This is a genomic window from Alteromonas gracilis, assembly GCF_002993325.1.
GTDB lineage: Bacteria > Pseudomonadota > Gammaproteobacteria > Enterobacterales > Alteromonadaceae > Alteromonas > Alteromonas gracilis.
Genome location: NZ_PVNO01000002.1, coordinates 94,426 through 112,008, shown reverse-complemented (window position 1 = coordinate 112,008; position 17,583 = coordinate 94,426). Strand labels below are relative to the sequence as shown.

The following is a 17,583-nucleotide window of genomic DNA, read 5'->3' as shown; positions in this document are numbered from 1 at the left end:
TTATATCCGTAGCTCCCCGTCTTTTTAAAAAGAGATTAGAAGTATGATTGAACAAATTAAAGCGAACTTTACAGAAAGCATTCAAACCAAAATTGCAGCTTCAGAAATACTGCCTGAGTCTATCGAAAAAGCGGCCAATATGATGGTTGAAGCACTTATTCGTGGAAATAAAGTACTGAGTTGCGGAAACGGCGGTTCTGCTGGAGACGCACAGCACTTCTCTTCTGAAATGCTGAACCGCTACGAGCGCGACCGTCCGAGCCTTCCGGCCATAGCGTTGAGTACAGATACTTCTACACTTACCTCGATTGCAAACGACTACAGCTACGATGAAATTTTTGCGAAGCAAGTTCGCGCACTCGGTCAGCCGGGTGACATTCTTTTAGCAATATCTACAAGCGGCAATTCACGCAACGTTATTGCAGCAATGGAAGCCGCACTTTCTCGTGATATGACCATTGTTGCGTTAACAGGTAAAGACGGTGGCGAAATGGCTGGCTTTTTAAGTGAGCACGACGTAGAAATTCGCGTACCGTCGAACCGCACTGCGCGAATTCAAGAGGTGCATTTATTAGTCATTCACAATTTATGTGAATGTATTGATGATAGCTTATTCCCTGCAGACCATGGTGACGAGTAAACACAGCACTATGATTAAAAGCGCTAAATATTTAGGATTACTGGGAACTGTTTTTGCTTTGGTTCTGAGCCTGCAAGGCTGTGTCGTAGCGGTGGGTGCCGCGGGCGCGATGGCGGCAAAAGTGGCTAATGACAGACGAACTGTGGGTACACAGCTAGACGATCAAAATGCCGACGCGGCAGTGTCGTACCAATGGTCAAAAAGCGAAGCCCTAAAAGAACAAGCTAACCTTCAAGTTGATGTTTACAACGGCGTGGCGTTGCTGACGGGTCAAGCGCCCAATCAGGGCTTGGTAGACGAGGCCGTTCAACGAGCACAAGAAGTCAGCTACATTAAAAAGATACACAACCAAATTCGTATTGGCGAACCTATTGGCGCGGGAACGCAGGCTAACGATATCTGGCTGGCCTCAAAAGTGCGGACTAAAATCGTTGCCGATGAGCGTGTACCTGCATTACAGGTTAAAGTTGTTGTTCAAGATTCCGAGGTCTTTCTCATGGGCCGCTTGAATAATCTGGAAGCTACCGCAGCAGTTGATATTGCGCGTAATATTACAGGTGTTGCTCGCGTCGTTAGAGCCTTTGAAATTGTTCAATAGAGAGTTAGCCACTGCCCTTTTGGTTGCAGGGGCGCTCTTTATGGAAATTTTAGATGCTACCGTTATTACTACGGCGCTCCCCGTAATTGCTGCCGACTTTAATGTACCGGCAGCCCACCTTTCTATTGGCGTGTCAGCCTACCTAGTCGCTGTTACTCTCTTCATTCCGCTGAGCGGTTATGTTGCAGATAAATTTGGCGCTCGTACTATCTTTATTGCGGCTATTGCTATTTTCACATTGGCTTCTGTACTTTGTGGGCTAAGCACAACCTTATTAGAGTTTACGCTATCGCGAATTCTTCAGGGATTGGGCGGCGCCATGATGGTGCCCGTTGGTCGCCTTGTTGTACTGCGTGATCTGCCAAAAGAAAAGCTGGTAAAAACTGTGGCTATAATTACGTGGCCTGCGTTGAGTGCTCCACTGCTCGGCCCCGTACTTGGTGGATATATAGCAACACACTTTAGCTGGCAGTGGATATTCTATATGAATATCCCACTGGGCGTTATTGCCATTGTTGCGTCTCTGTATTTGCTAAGAAATACCAAAGGCGATGTGGGCAAATTCGACGTAAAGGGTTTTCTTCTTACTGGAGTCGGCTTCGCCTTGTTTATGGCAGGCATTGAGTTCCTAGCCAGTACCAGCGACAAACTAGTCCAGTCACTTGCCGTTATTACCATGGGTATAGTGCTTATGATGTTTGCCATAAGGCACGTAAAAACTGCCAAAAATCCGCTATTTTCATTCGATGCCATGCAGCACAAAACGTTCAGGCTTTCTGTTTATGGCGGGTCTGTTGTGCGTGTAGCACTAGGTAGCGCTCCGTTTCTTGTGCCGCTAATGCTGCAGCTTGGATTGGGTTACACACCCGTAGAGGCTGGCTCTTTATTACTGTGGCTTTTTGCAGGGAATTTGGCGATTAAGCCAGCGACAACGTGGATAATGAACACGTTTGGGTTTAAACGTGTGCTAGTGGTGAATGGCGTGCTCATCGCGCTTGGCTTCGTCGCTTTTGCTTTCGTTAACCACAGCACTTCTTCATTAATGATAGCAACAATACTTTTTATAAACGGTGTGACTCGCTCAATGCACTTAACGCTGTTAAACACCATTGCCTTTGCAGACGTACCGCCCAATAAAATGCGAGACGCGAACACGCTGGGCGCGATTCTAATGCAAATGAATCGAGGCTTAGGCATCACGCTTTCAGCCCTTGCCATCGCTGTTGCAGCGCTTATATTGGAACAAAGCCCTGATACACCTAACTTGCAAACATTTTCTATCGCTATGCTGTTTATGGGAGCGATAGCGCTTGTCAGTATTTACGACAGCCTACTACTTTCTAAAGAGGACGGTGTATCAGTGTTAAATAAACGCAAAGCAAAGAAAGAGCAGCAAACGCAATAATCCTTAAGCACTCACGGTTACTTAACCTAAGCACTTATTTATTCTCGCCATTCGACCTTTTTCAATTAGCCTGTTCTAAGAATTTCGTGACAAATGTCACATACTATTGATGATTTTTGTGACTAACTCAAAGCACAACTCTCACGCATACTTGCCCTATCGAAATAACCAAGAAAGGTGGGAAAGAAATGGAACAGGTATCGTCATCTCGCACAGCTGTCAGCTTAAAAAGAACTCAGCCAACGCTTGAACAACAACGCGAAAGCTTCAAACAGAACAGGTTCATCGCAATGCCGCTGGCCGGTACTATTGTTTGGGCAATTTTAGGCGCGAGCGCTCCCTTTGTATCAGAATTAACAATCACGTGGATGCTGTATATCGGTACTGGCGCTATTTTTTACTTAGGTGCTGGACTGTCATACCTCTCCGGCGAGCGATTTTTTGCTAAAAAGGCCACATCAAATAGCTTCGATCGCCTTTTTTTCGTTGGCATGCTAATGAGCCTTTTGGTGTTCGCCATCGCACTTCCGGTTGCGGCGATAGACCATACAACGGTTTCTCTTAGCATAGGAATTTTAGCTGGACTGATGTGGATGCCATTATCTTGGGCTATCGAACACTGGGTAGGTTATTTCCACACTATCGCAAGAACCTTTGGCATTGTTGGCGCTTGGTATCTGTTCCCTGATGCTCGTGTCGAAGCCATATCTGCGGTCATAGTTTCAGTTTATATCGTCTCTTTAATTGCACTCGAACGTCGCTTTCAAACCTGCAATGTGAAGAAAAGAGCAAATGCTCAGATGTCAATTTAAGCACGATTTACCGCAATAGAATACGCTTTACAGCAAAACAACCAAAAGGAATTCATCATGACATACTTATTTTTAGCCATTGCTATCGTTACGGAAGTTACCGCTACCATGCTACTTAAAATGTCTAACGGCTGGGAAAAGTGGGCGTTCGGCTACGGCGCTATCTTTTTCTACACCGTCTCAGGGATGCTCTTTGCGATGGTACTAAAGAATATGGGAATTGGCGTTGCCTATGCGATTTGGTCAGGTATGGGTATCGCGCTAATCACCGCTGCATCAGTGGTATTTTGGAAACAAACTTTCGACATTTATGCCGTGCTAGGTATTATGTTAATTATCTCAGGCACCTTGCTTATCACTAGCAAGTCAGCCGTTGTATTTCAGTAAGGACGAAATACTCGCAATGCGCAGCCAAAACCACATAATAGATAACACCAGCGCAGTGCCTACCGCTCATGTAGGTGAAGGCACTGCGAAAATGGGTGAATCTATAAGCCATGTAGACAAGAACGAAATGGCGCCGGTCATGCCGCTTTTGGGAAATGGCCGCAAAAAACGCTGGTCGCACGGCAGTTTGTTTTTTTCGCTGTTTTTCTTTGTCCCACTAATTATTTCACGCCCACTACCTGTTGAAACATGGATATTTCAATCAGCAGGATATTTTTGTTTCGTTACTCTTTACATTAAAGCTATAAAACAACCCGCTAAAACACTGCCGAGCTATTTGCTGCTGATGTTTTTATTATCAGTGGCTTGCAGCTTCCAAAACCCAGGAGCTGCAACAATTGTAGGTTTTATTGCTTTCATCGTCGGGTACTATAACTCGCTGAGAACGGGCATACTTACCATCAGCACCATGATGGTACTACTTACATCATTAAACTTTTCCGTATTTGACGGTGCTGGTTTTCTCCTTCTTGCCTCCTTATTGAACAGCATCGTTCTATTTGGCTTTGGCGTTATGGAGCGAAAAGAAACGCTTCACGGATTAAAAGAAAGTCAGCAGGCGGAAGCCCTTCGGGTTCTATCAGCGATAGCCGAGCGTGAACGTATAGGTCGAGATTTACACGATGTAGCAGGACACGCTCTTAGCTCCATTTCCTTGAAGGCACAGTTGGCCGATAAACTGATAAGTAAAGACAAAATTGAAGAGGCTCATCGTGAAGTGAGAGCATTAGCCCAGCTTTCGCAGTCTTTGTTAAGCGATATTCGCCAAGCAGTATCAGATATTAAGCAGCTTTCGCTTTGCGATGAAATAGCGAAAGATAAGGCGCTTTTAGAGGAAAATGGCTTTACCGTTATTACCAATATTGAAGACAAAGTGAACGCACGTTTAAGTGCAAAACAAGAAAGTCAGCTCGCACTTATTATCAAGGAACTGACGACAAATACACTGCGCTACTCAACAGGAAACACAGTGTCACTCAGTGTTGAAGTCTACGAACAGACCGTGAAGATGACTTATAAAGACCATGGCATTGTTGAGAGCAGTGGGTCGATAAAAGAAGGGAACGGTCTAATGGGAATTAGAGAGCGCGCCGCATCTATCCATGCCAATGTGGACATTTCCTTTACTCCCCACCCTATTGTGATTCTCCAACTCAATGTTGATCAAATTTCGTCGATGAAGGCTGCGCTATGAATTCAAAAGTCACTACTATTTTGATTGTTGAAGATCAGTCTTTGGTTCGCGATGCCATAGCCATGCTTTTGTCATTAGAAGACGATCTAACTGTTGTCGGTAAGTGCAGCAATGGACAAGAGGCGATTAATTACTTAAATGAACACCCTGCGCCCGATATCATTTTGAGCGATATAGAAATGCCGCTGGTATCTGGACTCGATTTAGCGGCTCATATCGCCAATGGAAACCACGGTACCAAGATTGTCCTTATGACCACGTTTTCAAAACCAGGTTATATCAAGCGGGCGTTAAGTTTAGGGGTTAAAGGGTTTATTTTAAAAGAATCGGATAGCGACTATCTAATAAAGGCAATTCACGATGTATCTGCCGGAGAAAAGGTCATTTCCACCGAGCTTGCGATCATGGCATTAGATGACAACAACCCGCTATCAAAAAAAGAAATGTCGGCGCTTAAATTGGCATCAGAAGGGCTGAAAACTCAAGATATAGCCCGTTCACTTTTTTTGTCTGAAGGAACCGTAAGAAACTACTTGTCAGAAGCGATATCTAAGCTAGACGCCACAAACCGGGTAGACGCTGCTCGCATAGCGAAACAAAAAGGCTGGCTCTAATCGCTGGCCAAAAATGCTAACTTAAAACCAAGGTGTCGTGATAGCTTTAGATGTAGAGACTTTTAGCTTTTCAGATAGTCCGGTAAGCACTCGTTCAGGCCCATATACAATACCTTGGTGGTTGGCTGTCCAAATACAGGTAAGAATACTGGTTCCTTTGCGTAATTCGCATTGCCACTTTGACGTATTTTCTGCGAGCCTTTCATAGTCGTCTTCAATTTCCCAGCCGCTATCGACATGGTCGACTATAAGCTGTTCAAATTGAGCGAACGAAATGGGTTGTATAACCACCCATTCATTTTTCTTAAACTTTTTTTCTAACCGCGATTTTTTAAAATTGGTAAACAATCCCACGCTTCAACTCCATATGATTTTAAGGTCTAGCTGCGATAAGGGCCTAGTATTTAGACACCGTTCCCATAATTTGCCCTGATGGTGTTGGACACGAACACGCAGTTCCGACCATTTCACCATTTGACGTTGGGCATACGCCATATTCACCGTTACCACTATAACGGCACTGATTGCCAAACTCTGGCTTAGCAGTCGCTACTCCGCCGTTTTTGTTAGCGTGATTTTCTTCATCGTCAGGTAGATACACAGTATAAGTGCAGCCAAATACAAGCATAGATACTGCAAGTAAAGTAATGCCGTGGAGCGCTCTTTTTTTCATAGATAATCGTCGGACATTGCTAGAACAGTTTTAAAATTATGCCAATAATGAAGATAAAACAAGAAAAAATAAGCAAAAAAAAGCCAGTCGAAAGACTGGCTTTGTAATCATAACTCGTTGTAGCTATTAGAATTCAGTTGAGAATCTAACGCCAAACTCACTCGCGTCGTTGCTTAGAATTTGCAGGATATAGTCACCTGTATTCAAGCGCGCATTGTCGTAACGCTCATCGAAAATGTTGCGACCGTAAAGTGCGACTGTATACGCTTCATTCGCTGGCGTATACGCGATATCAAAGTTAACTAACGCACGGCTATCAAGCTCGGTCATACGCTCTGGTGCAGATGTTGGCTCACCGTACATTTCTGAACGGTAAGAGTAGTCAGCACGCACGCGAATTGAATCGCCACCATCAAGTTCGAAGGTGTATTGTGGACCAATTGCTAGCGTAAGGTCTGGAGTCAGTGGTGCTACCGGGTTAAATCCATCTTGCTCTTCCACATCAACATCCATGTAACCGATGCTGGTCATCATGCTGAAGTTGCCATAGTTGAACGTTGCATCAGCTTCAATACCGCGTGATGTTTGTTCAACAACAAGGTTTGCTGTGTCGAAACCGCCTTCGCTTACGCGACTTACTTGGTAAGGCAGATCTTCAAACTCAGTGTTAAATACAGCAACACTGATGTCAAAGTAGTCGTTTACACGACCTTTAATACCCACTTCATAGTTAGTTGCAGTAATGTTGTCTGACGCTGTGAAGCAGTTATTAGCACGTACGGCAGCTTGCGCGCCTTCGATATCATCGAAGCCACCCGCACCGAAGAACTGGCCGATTAGGCAGTAAGGGCGTGCTGGGAACTGGCCCGACTGATAGCCAGACTGAATAGTAGCGTAACCTGTCATGCCGTTTTCAAACGTATAGTTGGTAGCAAGCTCCCAAGTAACTTCATCCCATTCGTTTGAGTCGAAGATTGTACCAAGTGCTGAAAACACGTTAGCAGACGCTTCTTTTTCATCTTCGGTGTATCGAAGACCACCTGACACGCTTAGCTCATCAGTTAGGTCGCGACGCACATTTACATATACCGCTTTAGATGTGGTTTCTTGGTCTAGCTCAAGTAAGTTTGGACCGCCGTCGAAGTTAGAGTCGTCGCCTTGGCGGTTGCTACCTTCTTCATTGAAATAGTAAAGACCGGCAACAAAGTCAGTGTACTCGTTGATGTAGCCGTTAAGCTGAAATTCAATTGAGGTTTGGTCAGCTTCACCGCGCTCAGGGAACTGATCTAATGAGAAAACAGTACCGTCATCGTCAAGGCCTGCTTTGTACTTAGACGTACGTTGGCTAGCTACCACCTTTGCAGTGTAGTCTTCGTTGATATCCCACTCTGTCGTCAATGAAAGACCGCGGGCTTCGTTTGATACGCCAGTTACCGCTTCAGTACCTGTAGCATTATCATAAATGTCAGCACCTTCAGGTGTAACATCTGTGTTACGCAACTCAACACCTAAGCCGTTACCGCCACCGAAATAGCGCGCAGAGCCCACTTCGTCAATGAGCACGGTATAAGGACGTAGGCCGCCGTCACCGTTGTTTGCATCTGCAGTTAGCACCATACGGAAGTCGTCAGACGGTTCCCACTTAAGTGATACACGACCTGAAATATCTTCAGTTTCACCCACATCGTATTCAGCGTTAGGTACGTTAATAAACTCACCTAGGCCATCGCGTTTGTTAAACGCGAGATTCATGTTAAACGCAACAGTTTCAGTTAAGCCATGGTTAACAAAGATGTCGGCTTTAACGCGGCCGCGTGTACCAAACTCTGTATTTACCTTAGTTACATCGCCTTGGTCTGGCTCTTTTGTAATGATGTTGATAGCACCACCAATTGAGTTACGACCATATAGTGTACCCTGAGGACCACGAAGCACCTCGATACGCTGGATGTTGTTTAAGCTCCAGTTTTGACCAACTTGACGACCCAGGTAGACGCCGTCAACGTAAACACTAACGCCAGGATCAGTAGTAATAAGGTGATCTTGAAGACCGATACCACGAATGAAAGGGTTTACAGAAGAAGTATGGCCCGCAGAGAAACCAGTAACGTTAAGGTTTGGTACAAACTTACCTACGTCTGTAAGGTCTGTAATGCCTTGTGCTGCTAGCTTGTCGCCGTCAAAAGCGCTGATTGCGATAGGAACTTCATAAATGACTTGAGGGCGTTTTGTTGCGGTAACGGTAATGGCTTCAAACTTTTGTTCTTCTGTTGCTTCAGCTTCTTGAGCAACGGCAATGTTTGAAAGAGCTGGAACGGTCATCGCTACTGCTAGTGCGACAGGTGAAAGCTTACTGGCGAGTGTCTTAGACACGTCAGTATTGGTTTTCATGGTGTAACCCCTTTGCGTGAGTGTTAGGTATTAAAATTGTTTTTATAGGCTGCTTCAAATTCTTCTCTGGAACTTTGAAAGCCTAAACTCACTGATTTAAGAGGCGCACTTTACCGTGTGCGAGTACTGGATAGCAGACAATAAAAAAGTAAGTCGCAATAAAACATTACAAACTTACTTTCAATGAAACTCTGCTTTAAAAGTAGGAAATACTTTTCCAGCCCCCTAAAATTCAGAAAAAGAATTTAGGCTTGAAGACTGGAACGATATGTTACCGTTACTTTGCGATCTTGCAAAGTGAAATATTACACTTTTACTAAATTAAGACTTCAATATTAGACTAATTGGTTAGGTATCGCACTGACTATCAAACTCAAACGAAATGGTAAACAATTCAATTAATTCAAAAACTTAACAGGTCTAACCACTAATAACCGATGTGAGAACACCCAATGTTAAAAGCTTGACCAGCTGGACAAAATTCAACCACACATTAGTGCAATTTTAATTTAGTGCGCTTTAACAGCAATTCTTCATCCTTTTACAGGTAAAAACAATTTCAACACCCAGCACTTTTTTCATGAATCCATCACTCGTATCTTTAGTATTGATGAAAAATACCGTAGTACTGATGTCAAATGCCGTGACTTTTAACCGCCAACGTACGACTAACATCTTACCCCTTTGTCGACAATATACGCCATTTACACTTGAATAAAGACTGAATGAGGCATATATTGTCGACATTGCTTCACAAAAGACTACGTATTGTGCTATCAAAAAGCGAACAAGCCATAACCAATGCCGACCGTACGTTCTTTCAACTGAGAAAGGACATTGTGGAGGGCGTTATTCCCGCAGGCAGCAAGCTGAGTGAAATGGAATTGTCGACAAAGTACGAGGTCAGTCGTGCGGTTATTCGCGAGGCAATTAACCGCTTGGCCACCTGCCACCTTGTAGAGCGCAAAGCCAATGTTGGCGCTCGCGTTGTAGCACTCTCACCCGAAGGACTCATTCAACTTTATCAGGTGCGCGAAGCATTAGAAGGCATGGCGGCCCGATTAGCTGCCCGCTACATGAGCGATGATGAAATTGCAAATATGCAGGCGCTGCTAGACAGCCACTTCGACAAAGTTAAAGATAGCCACAGCTATTATCAGGAAGCCGGCGATGTAGACTTTCACTACAGAATTGTAACTGGCAGCAAAAACGAACATTTAATTAGTGTACTTATTGACGGTTTGTATCACCTTGTACGCATGTATCGCGTGCAGTTAGGCATGGCAGGGCCACGTGTGAGCACCGCGTTTGACGAGCATAGACATATTGTTAACGCCATTGCGAACCGCGACGAGGAACTGGCCGAAATGCTTATGCGCCGCCATATTCTTTATTCAAAAAACAATATTGAGAAGAAGTTGAATCATGGTTAATCCTACCAACGCTTCTTCAAATCTTATTCACCTCTACCCTACTTTCAAATAAGCGAGTGATTATCATGAGTGCAGGAAAGAAATTTAGAACCGCCCTTGAGCAGAACAAACCTCTACAAATTGTAGGTACTATCAATGCCTATTCCGCCATGATGGCAAAAGCCATTGGTCACCAAGCCATTTATTTATCAGGTGGCGGCGTAGCGAATGCATCCTACGGCTTGCCAGACTTAGGCATGACCTCGCTTAATGACGTGATTGCAGATGTTCAGCGTATTACCAGCGCCTGTGACCTACCACTTTTAGTCGATATTGATACCGGCTGGGGCGGTGCATTTAACATTGCCAAAACCATTCGTGATATGGAAAAAGCAGGGGCTGCGGCCGTTCATATGGAAGATCAGGTAGCACAAAAACGTTGTGGCCATCGCCCTAATAAAGAAATTGTGAGCACGGCGGAAATGGTAGACCGTATTAAAGCCGCGGTAGATGCCAGAACAGATCCAGACTTTTTCATTATGGCCCGTACTGACGCATTTGCTCAAGAAGGCTTAGAAAAAGCCATTGAACGTGCAAAAGCCTATGTTGCAGCGGGGGCAGATGGCATATTCGCAGAAGCAGTGCAAACCGAAGAGCACTACCGCGCATTTGCAGAAGCACTAGACGTACCGATCCTAGCCAATATCACTGAGTTCGGCAAAACCGAACTTTGGAATAAAGAAGAACTGGGCGAATGGGGCGCTGACATGGTGCTTTACCCACTAAGTGCGTTCCGTGCAATGAATAAAGCAGCAGAAATGGTGTACAAATCTATACTTGAAAACGGCGATCAAAAAGCCGTTGTCGACAGCATGCAAACACGCATGGAGCTATATGATTATCTTGGCTACCACGAATACGAGCAAAAGCTAGATGCGCTATTCGCAGAAGGCAAAAACTAACACGAATACAAAATAGCAGAAAGTGAGTGAGGTGCGAGGCACCCAGCTCAACTGCTGATTTCATTGTAATTTTGATTTCTAAATTTTTAAAAAAGTACCTTACAAATTTTACAAGACCGGAGACAACAAGATGGCTAAACAGTTAAGTGGCGCGGGTTTACGCGGCCAAGTTGCAGGTAAAACAGCATTATCAACCGTCGGTAAATCAGGTTCTGGTTTAACCTATCGTGGTTACGACGTAAAAGACTTAGCGCAAAACTGCCAATTTGAAGAAGTAGCGTACCTTATTCTTAAGGGCAAGCTACCTAACCAGTCTGAGCTGGACGCTTATAAAACAAAACTTCGCGGCATGCGCGGCCTTCCAACAGCACTGAAAGAAGTGCTAGAGCGCATTCCAAAAAATGCACACCCAATGGACGTACTTCGTACAGGCTGTTCAATGCTGGGTAACCTTGAAATGGAAACCAGCTTCGATGAGCAGCAAGACGTTACAGACCGTATGTTGGCGTGTTTCCCAAGCATCATTTGTTACTGGTACCGCTTCTCGCACGATGGCGTACGCGTAGACGTTGAAACCGATGACGATTCAATTGGCGGTCACTTCCTTCACATGCTTCACGGCGAAAAGCCACGTGAACTTCACGAACAAGTGATGCATGTATCGTTAATTCTTTATGCAGAGCATGAATTTAACGCATCTACTTTCACTGCACGTGTTTGCGCTTCAACCCTATCTGACATGCATTCTTGTGTAACTGGCGCTATCGGTTCACTGCGTGGCCCACTTCATGGTGGTGCTAATGAAGCCGCCATGGAAATGATTCAAGGCTTTACCTCTGCCGACGACGCTGAAGAAAAAATGATGGGCATGCTAGAGCGTAAAGAAAAGATCATGGGCTTTGGTCACGCGATTTACTCAGAGTCTGACCCGCGTAATGAGATCATTAAGCAATGGTCTGAAAAACTGGCTGCAGATGTGGGCGACGACGTGCTTTACCCTGTATCAGTTCGATGTGAAGAAGTGATGTGGCGCGAGAAAAAGCTTTTCTGTAACGCTGATTTCTTCCACGCCTCTGCGTACAACTTTATGGGTATTCCTACACCGCTATTTACGCCAATTTTCGTAATGTCACGCCTAACGGGTTGGGCTGCACATGTTATGGAACAGCGCGCTGACAACCGTATTATTCGTCCATCAGCAGAATACACAGGCGAAGAACTACGCCCAGTGCCTGCTATCAGCGAACGCGCGTAAGGTTGAGATTTTATGAATATTGATTACCGTAAACCGCTTCCTAACGCGGGTATCGATTTTTTCGATACTCGTGAAGCGGTAGATGCTATTGAGCCGGGCGCCTATGCTAAGTTGCCTTACACGTCGCGTGTATTGGCTGAAAACTTGGTGCGCAAATGCGCACCTGAGATGCTCACCGACTCACTTAAACAGCTTATTTATCGCAAGCGAGACTTAGACTTTCCATGGTTTCCTGCTCGCGTAGTGTGTCACGATATTTTGGGGCAAACGGCACTGGTAGACTTAGCGGGCCTTCGCGATGCAATTGCAGCAAAAGGCGGCGATCCGGCTAAAGTAAACCCGGTTGTACCAACGCAGCTCATTGTTGATCACTCGTTAGCCGTTGAACACGCAGGTTTTGAAAAAGACGCGTTTGAGAAAAACCGCGCTATTGAAGACAGACGTAACGACGACCGTTTCCACTTTATTAACTGGACAAAAACCGCGTTTAAAAACGTAGATGTTATACCGCCGGGTAACGGCATAATGCACCAAATTAACTTGGAGCGTATGTCACCCGTTATTCAAGCCCGTGACGGCGTTGCTTTCCCCGATACGCTAGTAGGTACCGACAGCCATACACCACACGTTGATGCACTTGGCGTTATTGCAGTTGGTGTTGGCGGACTTGAAGCTGAAAGCGTAATGCTTGGCCGCGCATCTTACATGCGTTTGCCAGATATCGTTGGCGTTGAGCTGACTGGCAAACCACAGCCAGGCATAACGGCTACCGACATTGTTCTAGCGCTTACCGAATTCTTACGTAAAGAGCGCGTAGTCTCTGCGTATCTTGAATTCTATGGTGAGGGTGCATCGCACTTAACGCTCGGCGACCGTGCTACCATTTCGAACATGACACCGGAATACGGTGCCACTGCAGCCATGTTCTACATTGACCAGCAAACCATCGATTACTTGCGCCTAACTGGGCGTGAAGAAAAGCAAATTGCGCTTGTTGAGCAGTACGCTAAACACACAGGTTTATGGGCAGATGATTTAGACACCGCCGAATACGAGCGCGTGCTAACGTTCGACCTTTCTGCGGTTGGCCGTAATATGGCCGGCCCTTCTAACCCTCACGCTCGCCTACCTACCAGCGACTTACAAAGTCGCGGCATTGCTGCGAAGTGGGACGAAGAAGAGGGTAAAATGCCAGATGGCGCGGTTATTATCGCGGCTATCACAAGCTGTACTAATACCTCAAACCCGCGCAATGTTATTGCGGCAGGCCTGCTTGCACGTAACGCCAACCAGCGCGGTTTAACTCGCAAGCCGTGGGTAAAAAGCTCACTAGCACCAGGTTCTAAAGCCGTTAAGTTGTACCTTGAAGAGGCTAACTTAATGAGCGAGTTGGAAGATTTAGGCTTTGGCGTAGTTGCCTTTGCGTGTACTACCTGTAACGGCATGAGCGGCGCGCTAGACCCTAAAATTCAACAAGAGATAATTGACCGTGATTTATACGCCACGGCGGTATTATCGGGCAATCGTAACTTTGACGGTCGCATTCACCCCTATGCTAAGCAAGCCTTCTTGGCATCGCCACCGCTGGTTGTGGCATACGCTATCGCCGGTACTATTCGCTTTGACATTGAAAAAGATGTACTAGGTACTGACAAAGACGGCAACCCGGTAACGCTTAAAGACATTTGGCCAAGCGATGAAGAGATTGACGCTATTGTAGCTAAGTCGGTGAAGCCCGAACACTTCAGAAAAGTGTACGAGCCAATGTTCGACTTGAGCGTTGACTATGGTAAAGACATTAACCCACTTTACGACTGGCGTGAAATGAGCACCTACATTCGCCGCCCGCCCTATTGGGAAGGTGCAATGGATGCCGAGCGCACCATGAAGGGTATGCGTCCGTTAGCCATTTTAGGTGACAACATCACCACAGACCATTTATCACCTTCGAACGCCATTATGGCAAGCAGTGCCGCGGGTGAATACTTGGCAAAAATGGGGCTACCCGAAGAAGACTTTAACTCGTATGCCACCCACCGTGGGGATCACTTAACCGCCCAGCGCGCTACTCTTGCGAACCCGAAAGTGTTCAACGAGATGGTGCTGGAAAACGGTGAAGTGAAGCAAGGTTCACTGGCCCGCGTTGAGCCAGAAGGCCAAGTAGTCCGCATGTGGGAAGCCATTGAAACCTACATGAACCGCAAACAGCCTCTAATTATTGTTGCAGGCGCCGACTACGGTCAGGGTTCATCACGGGACTGGGCAGCTAAAGGTGTGCGTCTTGCGGGTGTTGAAGTGATTGTAGCTGAAGGCTTTGAGCGTATTCACCGTACCAACCTCATTGGTATGGGCGTGCTACCGCTTGAGTTTAAGCCTGGCACGACACGTAAGACGCTAGAGCTAGACGGCACGGAAACCTACGACGTAAGCGGCGAACCTTCACCAGGCGCAACATTGACGCTAGTTGTAAACCGTCAAAACGGCGAGCAGCTAGAAGTGCCCGTAACCTGTCGCTTAGATACAGGTGAAGAAGTTTCTATTTACAGTGCAGGCGGTGTATTACAACGCTTCGCCAAAGACTTCTTAGAAGCCGAAGCTAGCTGAGGGAAAAAACATGACAAAGTATGCGCCACAACTTCGAGTACCGGCTACCTACATGCGTGGCGGCACTAGCAAAGGTGTGTTTTTTAATTTAACCGACTTGCCAGAAGCTGCGCAAAAGCCGGGGCCTGCGCGCGATGCCCTGCTTCTGCGTGTTATCGGAAGCCCAGATCCATACGGTAAACAAACCGATGGTATGGGCGGTGCGACATCAAGCACCAGCAAAACCGTTATTTTAAGCAAAAGCGAACGTGAAGGTTACGATGTCGACTATCTATTTGGGCAAGTAGCCATAGATAAGCCATTTGTGGACTGGAGCGGTAACTGCGGTAATTTAACAGCCGCCGTTGGCGCGTTTGCAATCAGCAATGGTCTTGTCGACAAGGATAAAATCCCCGAAAACGGCATTGCGATTGTCAATATTTGGCAAGCCAATATCAATAAGGCGATTATTGCCAAGGTGCCCATCACTAATGGCGAAGTGCAGGAGACCGGTGATTTTGAGCTAGACGGGGTTACCTTTCCTGCAGCAGAAGTAGAAGTGGCATTTGTTGACCCAGCGGACGGTGAGGGTGCTATCTTCCCCACAGGGCGCTTGGTCGACACGCTTGAAGTACCGGGTGTTGGTTCACTTCAAGCGACCATGATAAACGCGGGTATTCCAACTATTTTCATCAACGCTGAAGATATTGGCTACACGGGCACAGAATTACAGGACGACATCAACAACGATGCAGAGGCCCTGTCTAAATTCGAAGCCATTCGTGCACACGGCGCTGTTCAAATGGGTCTAATAAAAGATGTAGGCGAAGCCGCAAACAGACAACACACGCCTAAAGTTGCGTTTGTTGCACCTCCTAGAGGATATAAGGCATCAAGCGGAAAAGACATTTTAGGCTCTGATATTGATGTGCTAGTTCGCGCGTTATCAATGGGTAAACTTCACCACGCAATGATGGGCACGGCAGCCGTAGCTATTGCTGCGGCTGCAGCAATTCCAGGTACTCTGGTGAACCTAGCAGCTGGCGGAGAAGACAGAGATTCGGTGACCTTTGGACACCCCTCTGGCACGCTACGCGTTGGTGCAAAAGCGTCATTTGAAAACGACAAGTGGCATATCAATCAAGCAGTAATGAGCCGAAGTGCAAGGGTGCTAATGGAGGGAAACGTGCGCGTTCCTGTCGAACAGAGCTAATAGCATTAGCCCGCATCGAAAAGTCTCAATATAGACATTCGTATGAAAGGCCCTCTTCAAGAGGGCTTTTTTTGTAATTGTTGAGTAATATAAAGTGGTATGTACCAAGAGAAGTTCACATGTATAAAGTGCTTGTAGTAGAAGACAGCGTAACTGTCCGTAAGATCGTCAATAAACTTATTGAAGAAAATCCTCATTTTACATGTGACCTCTGTGAAGATTTAGCTGAGGCAAAAGGGGCTCTTGAGAGCGGCACCGAATACTTGGCCGCTATTGTTGATTTAAATCTTCCCGACGCCCCCCGTGGCGAAAGCGTCGAATTAGCACTTTCTCATAACGTTCCAACCATCGTACTGACCGGGAACTTCGATGAATTTACTCGTTCGCAACTACTCGACCAGGGCGTGCTAGACTATATTACTAAAGAGTCTCGCTATTCTTACCTACAGGTATCTAAGCTGGTTGATCGCTTAAGAAAAAACCTAAACACAAAGGTGCTTGTTGTTGAAGACTCTATGACGAGCCGGAACCATATCTGCTCCTTGCTTCGCAAATTCAAGTTTCAAGTTCACGAAGCAAGCGATGGTTTGGAAGCGCTCGATGAGCTTGATAATCATCGCGACATTAAAATGGTGATTGCTGATCATCGTATGCCTAATATGGATGGCTATGAATTGGTTAAGGCGATACGCCACGAAAAGAGAATGCAAGATCTCGTTTTTATTGGGCTTTCTGCCACCGGCGATAGCGTGCTTACTTCTAAATTTATTAAAAGCGGCGCGAATGACTTTCTCTCAAAGCCCTTTTATCACGAAGAATTCTATTGCCGTATAATGCAGAACCTTGAATCGCAGGAAATGATTCAAACTATTCGTGATTCAGCTAATTTAGATCCACTTACTAAGGTCTATAACCGCCGTTTTCTTTATGAAAAAGCCGAAGAGTTGTTCGAAAATAAGGGAACCAGAACAAATGTCATAGTGTCGATGATAGATGCCGATAACTTTAAAGGCGTGAACGATACATACGGTCATAAAACCGGCGACGTATTATTACAAGAATTCGCCGCGCTTCTAAAAGACTATTTTCCAGACGACCTGATAGTCCGCTACGGTGGTGAAGAATTCACTGTAGTATCAGTAAGACCACCAAAAGTTTACCTTTCAGCGCTCGCTACATTTATGGACACTGTGCGCACCACCAAATTTACTCACCATAAATTCAACGTGACGTGCAGTATCGGGGTGTGTGCCGAAGCGCACGACTCCTTGGAGTCTCAATTAGAAGTTGCTGACGCTCGATTATACGAAGCGAAGCATTCAGGTAAAGATCAGATAATTCTTAGAGATAGAAAGCAAAAAGTGTCTTTACAAGCATAGATTA

16 protein-coding genes are annotated in these 17,583 nt (G+C 45.8%); 13 read left to right on the top strand and 3 right to left on the bottom strand.

The window, feature by feature from the left end; translation table 11 throughout:
• The first annotated feature begins 43 nt into the window (after positions 1 to 43).
• The 7 genes from C6Y39_RS01235 to C6Y39_RS01205 all read left to right on the top strand — a co-directional run bounded on the left by C6Y39_RS01235 (position 44) and on the right by C6Y39_RS01205 (position 5,711).
• Entirely contained in the window at positions 44 to 640 is a 597-nt protein-coding gene (locus tag C6Y39_RS01235) for a phosphoheptose isomerase (protein ID WP_105929513.1), read from the top strand.
• Positions 641 to 650: 10 nt separating this feature from the next.
• A complete protein-coding gene (locus C6Y39_RS01230) occupies positions 651 to 1,238 on the top strand; it encodes a BON domain-containing protein (RefSeq protein ID WP_105929512.1) in 588 nt (195 codons plus the stop codon).
• Positions 1,239 to 1,278: 40 nt separating this feature from the next.
• On the top strand, positions 1,279 to 2,643 hold the full coding sequence (locus C6Y39_RS01225; RefSeq protein WP_105929659.1) for an MFS transporter: 1,365 nt from the start codon (positions 1,279 to 1,281) through the stop codon (positions 2,641 to 2,643).
• A 188-nt stretch (positions 2,644 to 2,831) separates the two neighbouring features.
• Positions 2,832 to 3,455: a DUF7010 family protein gene (locus tag C6Y39_RS01220; protein ID WP_105929511.1), complete on the top strand. Its 624-nt coding sequence runs from the start codon at positions 2,832 to 2,834 to the stop codon at positions 3,453 to 3,455.
• Between the two features lie 57 nt (positions 3,456 to 3,512).
• Positions 3,513 to 3,842, top strand: a complete 330-nt coding sequence (locus C6Y39_RS01215) for a DMT family transporter (RefSeq protein ID WP_105929510.1) — start codon at positions 3,513 to 3,515, stop codon at positions 3,840 to 3,842.
• Positions 3,843 to 3,858: 16 nt separating this feature from the next.
• Positions 3,859 to 5,097 carry a sensor histidine kinase gene (locus C6Y39_RS01210; protein ID WP_205664113.1) on the top strand — a complete coding sequence of 413 codons (1,239 nt, stop codon included), beginning with the start codon at positions 3,859 to 3,861 and terminating at the stop codon, positions 5,095 to 5,097.
• The gene (locus tag C6Y39_RS01205; RefSeq protein ID WP_105929509.1) at positions 5,094 to 5,711 is read left to right on the top strand and encodes a response regulator transcription factor; all 618 of its coding nucleotides are present in this window, start codon (positions 5,094 to 5,096) and stop codon (positions 5,709 to 5,711) included. Before C6Y39_RS01210 ends, C6Y39_RS01205 begins: the two co-directional genes overlap by 4 nt.
• A gap of 21 nt (positions 5,712 to 5,732) precedes the next feature.
• Here the strand turns inward: C6Y39_RS01205 and C6Y39_RS01200 are convergent, their stop codons facing one another.
• From C6Y39_RS01200 to C6Y39_RS01190, 3 genes are all read right to left on the bottom strand, one after another.
• Positions 5,733 to 6,065, bottom strand: a complete 333-nt coding sequence (locus C6Y39_RS01200) for a hypothetical protein (RefSeq protein ID WP_105929508.1) — start codon at positions 6,063 to 6,065, stop codon at positions 5,733 to 5,735.
• Between the two features lie 43 nt (positions 6,066 to 6,108).
• Positions 6,109 to 6,384 carry a hypothetical protein gene (locus C6Y39_RS01195; RefSeq protein WP_105929507.1) on the bottom strand — a complete coding sequence of 92 codons (276 nt, stop codon included), beginning with the start codon at positions 6,382 to 6,384 and terminating at the stop codon, positions 6,109 to 6,111.
• A gap of 126 nt (positions 6,385 to 6,510) precedes the next feature.
• A complete protein-coding gene (locus tag C6Y39_RS01190; RefSeq protein ID WP_105929506.1) occupies positions 6,511 to 8,775 on the bottom strand; it encodes a TonB-dependent receptor in 2,265 nt (754 codons plus the stop codon).
• Between the two features lie 770 nt (positions 8,776 to 9,545).
• Here C6Y39_RS01190 and C6Y39_RS01185 point away from each other — a divergent pair.
• From C6Y39_RS01185 to C6Y39_RS01160, 6 genes are all read left to right on the top strand, one after another.
• A complete protein-coding gene (locus tag C6Y39_RS01185) occupies positions 9,546 to 10,208 on the top strand; it encodes a GntR family transcriptional regulator (RefSeq protein WP_105929505.1) in 663 nt (220 codons plus the stop codon).
• 65 nt (positions 10,209 to 10,273) lie between these two features.
• Entirely contained in the window at positions 10,274 to 11,149 is an 876-nt protein-coding gene (prpB, locus tag C6Y39_RS01180; protein WP_105929504.1) for a methylisocitrate lyase, read from the top strand.
• Between the two features lie 130 nt (positions 11,150 to 11,279).
• Positions 11,280 to 12,404, top strand: a complete 1,125-nt coding sequence (prpC, locus tag C6Y39_RS01175; RefSeq protein ID WP_105929503.1) for a bifunctional 2-methylcitrate synthase/citrate synthase — start codon at positions 11,280 to 11,282, stop codon at positions 12,402 to 12,404.
• Between the two features lie 12 nt (positions 12,405 to 12,416).
• Complete coding sequence (acnD, locus tag C6Y39_RS01170) at positions 12,417 to 15,008, top strand: Fe/S-dependent 2-methylisocitrate dehydratase AcnD (RefSeq protein WP_105929502.1); 2,592 nt, start codon at positions 12,417 to 12,419, stop codon at positions 15,006 to 15,008.
• 10 nt (positions 15,009 to 15,018) lie between these two features.
• Positions 15,019 to 16,200 (top strand): 2-methylaconitate cis-trans isomerase PrpF, encoded by a 1,182-nt coding sequence (prpF, locus tag C6Y39_RS01165; RefSeq protein WP_105929501.1) that lies wholly within the window; start codon positions 15,019 to 15,021, stop codon positions 16,198 to 16,200.
• 119 nt (positions 16,201 to 16,319) lie between these two features.
• Positions 16,320 to 17,579, top strand: coding sequence for a diguanylate cyclase (locus C6Y39_RS01160; protein ID WP_105929500.1), 1,260 nt, complete (start codon positions 16,320 to 16,322; stop codon positions 17,577 to 17,579).
• Positions 17,580 to 17,583: the final 4 nt, after the last annotated feature.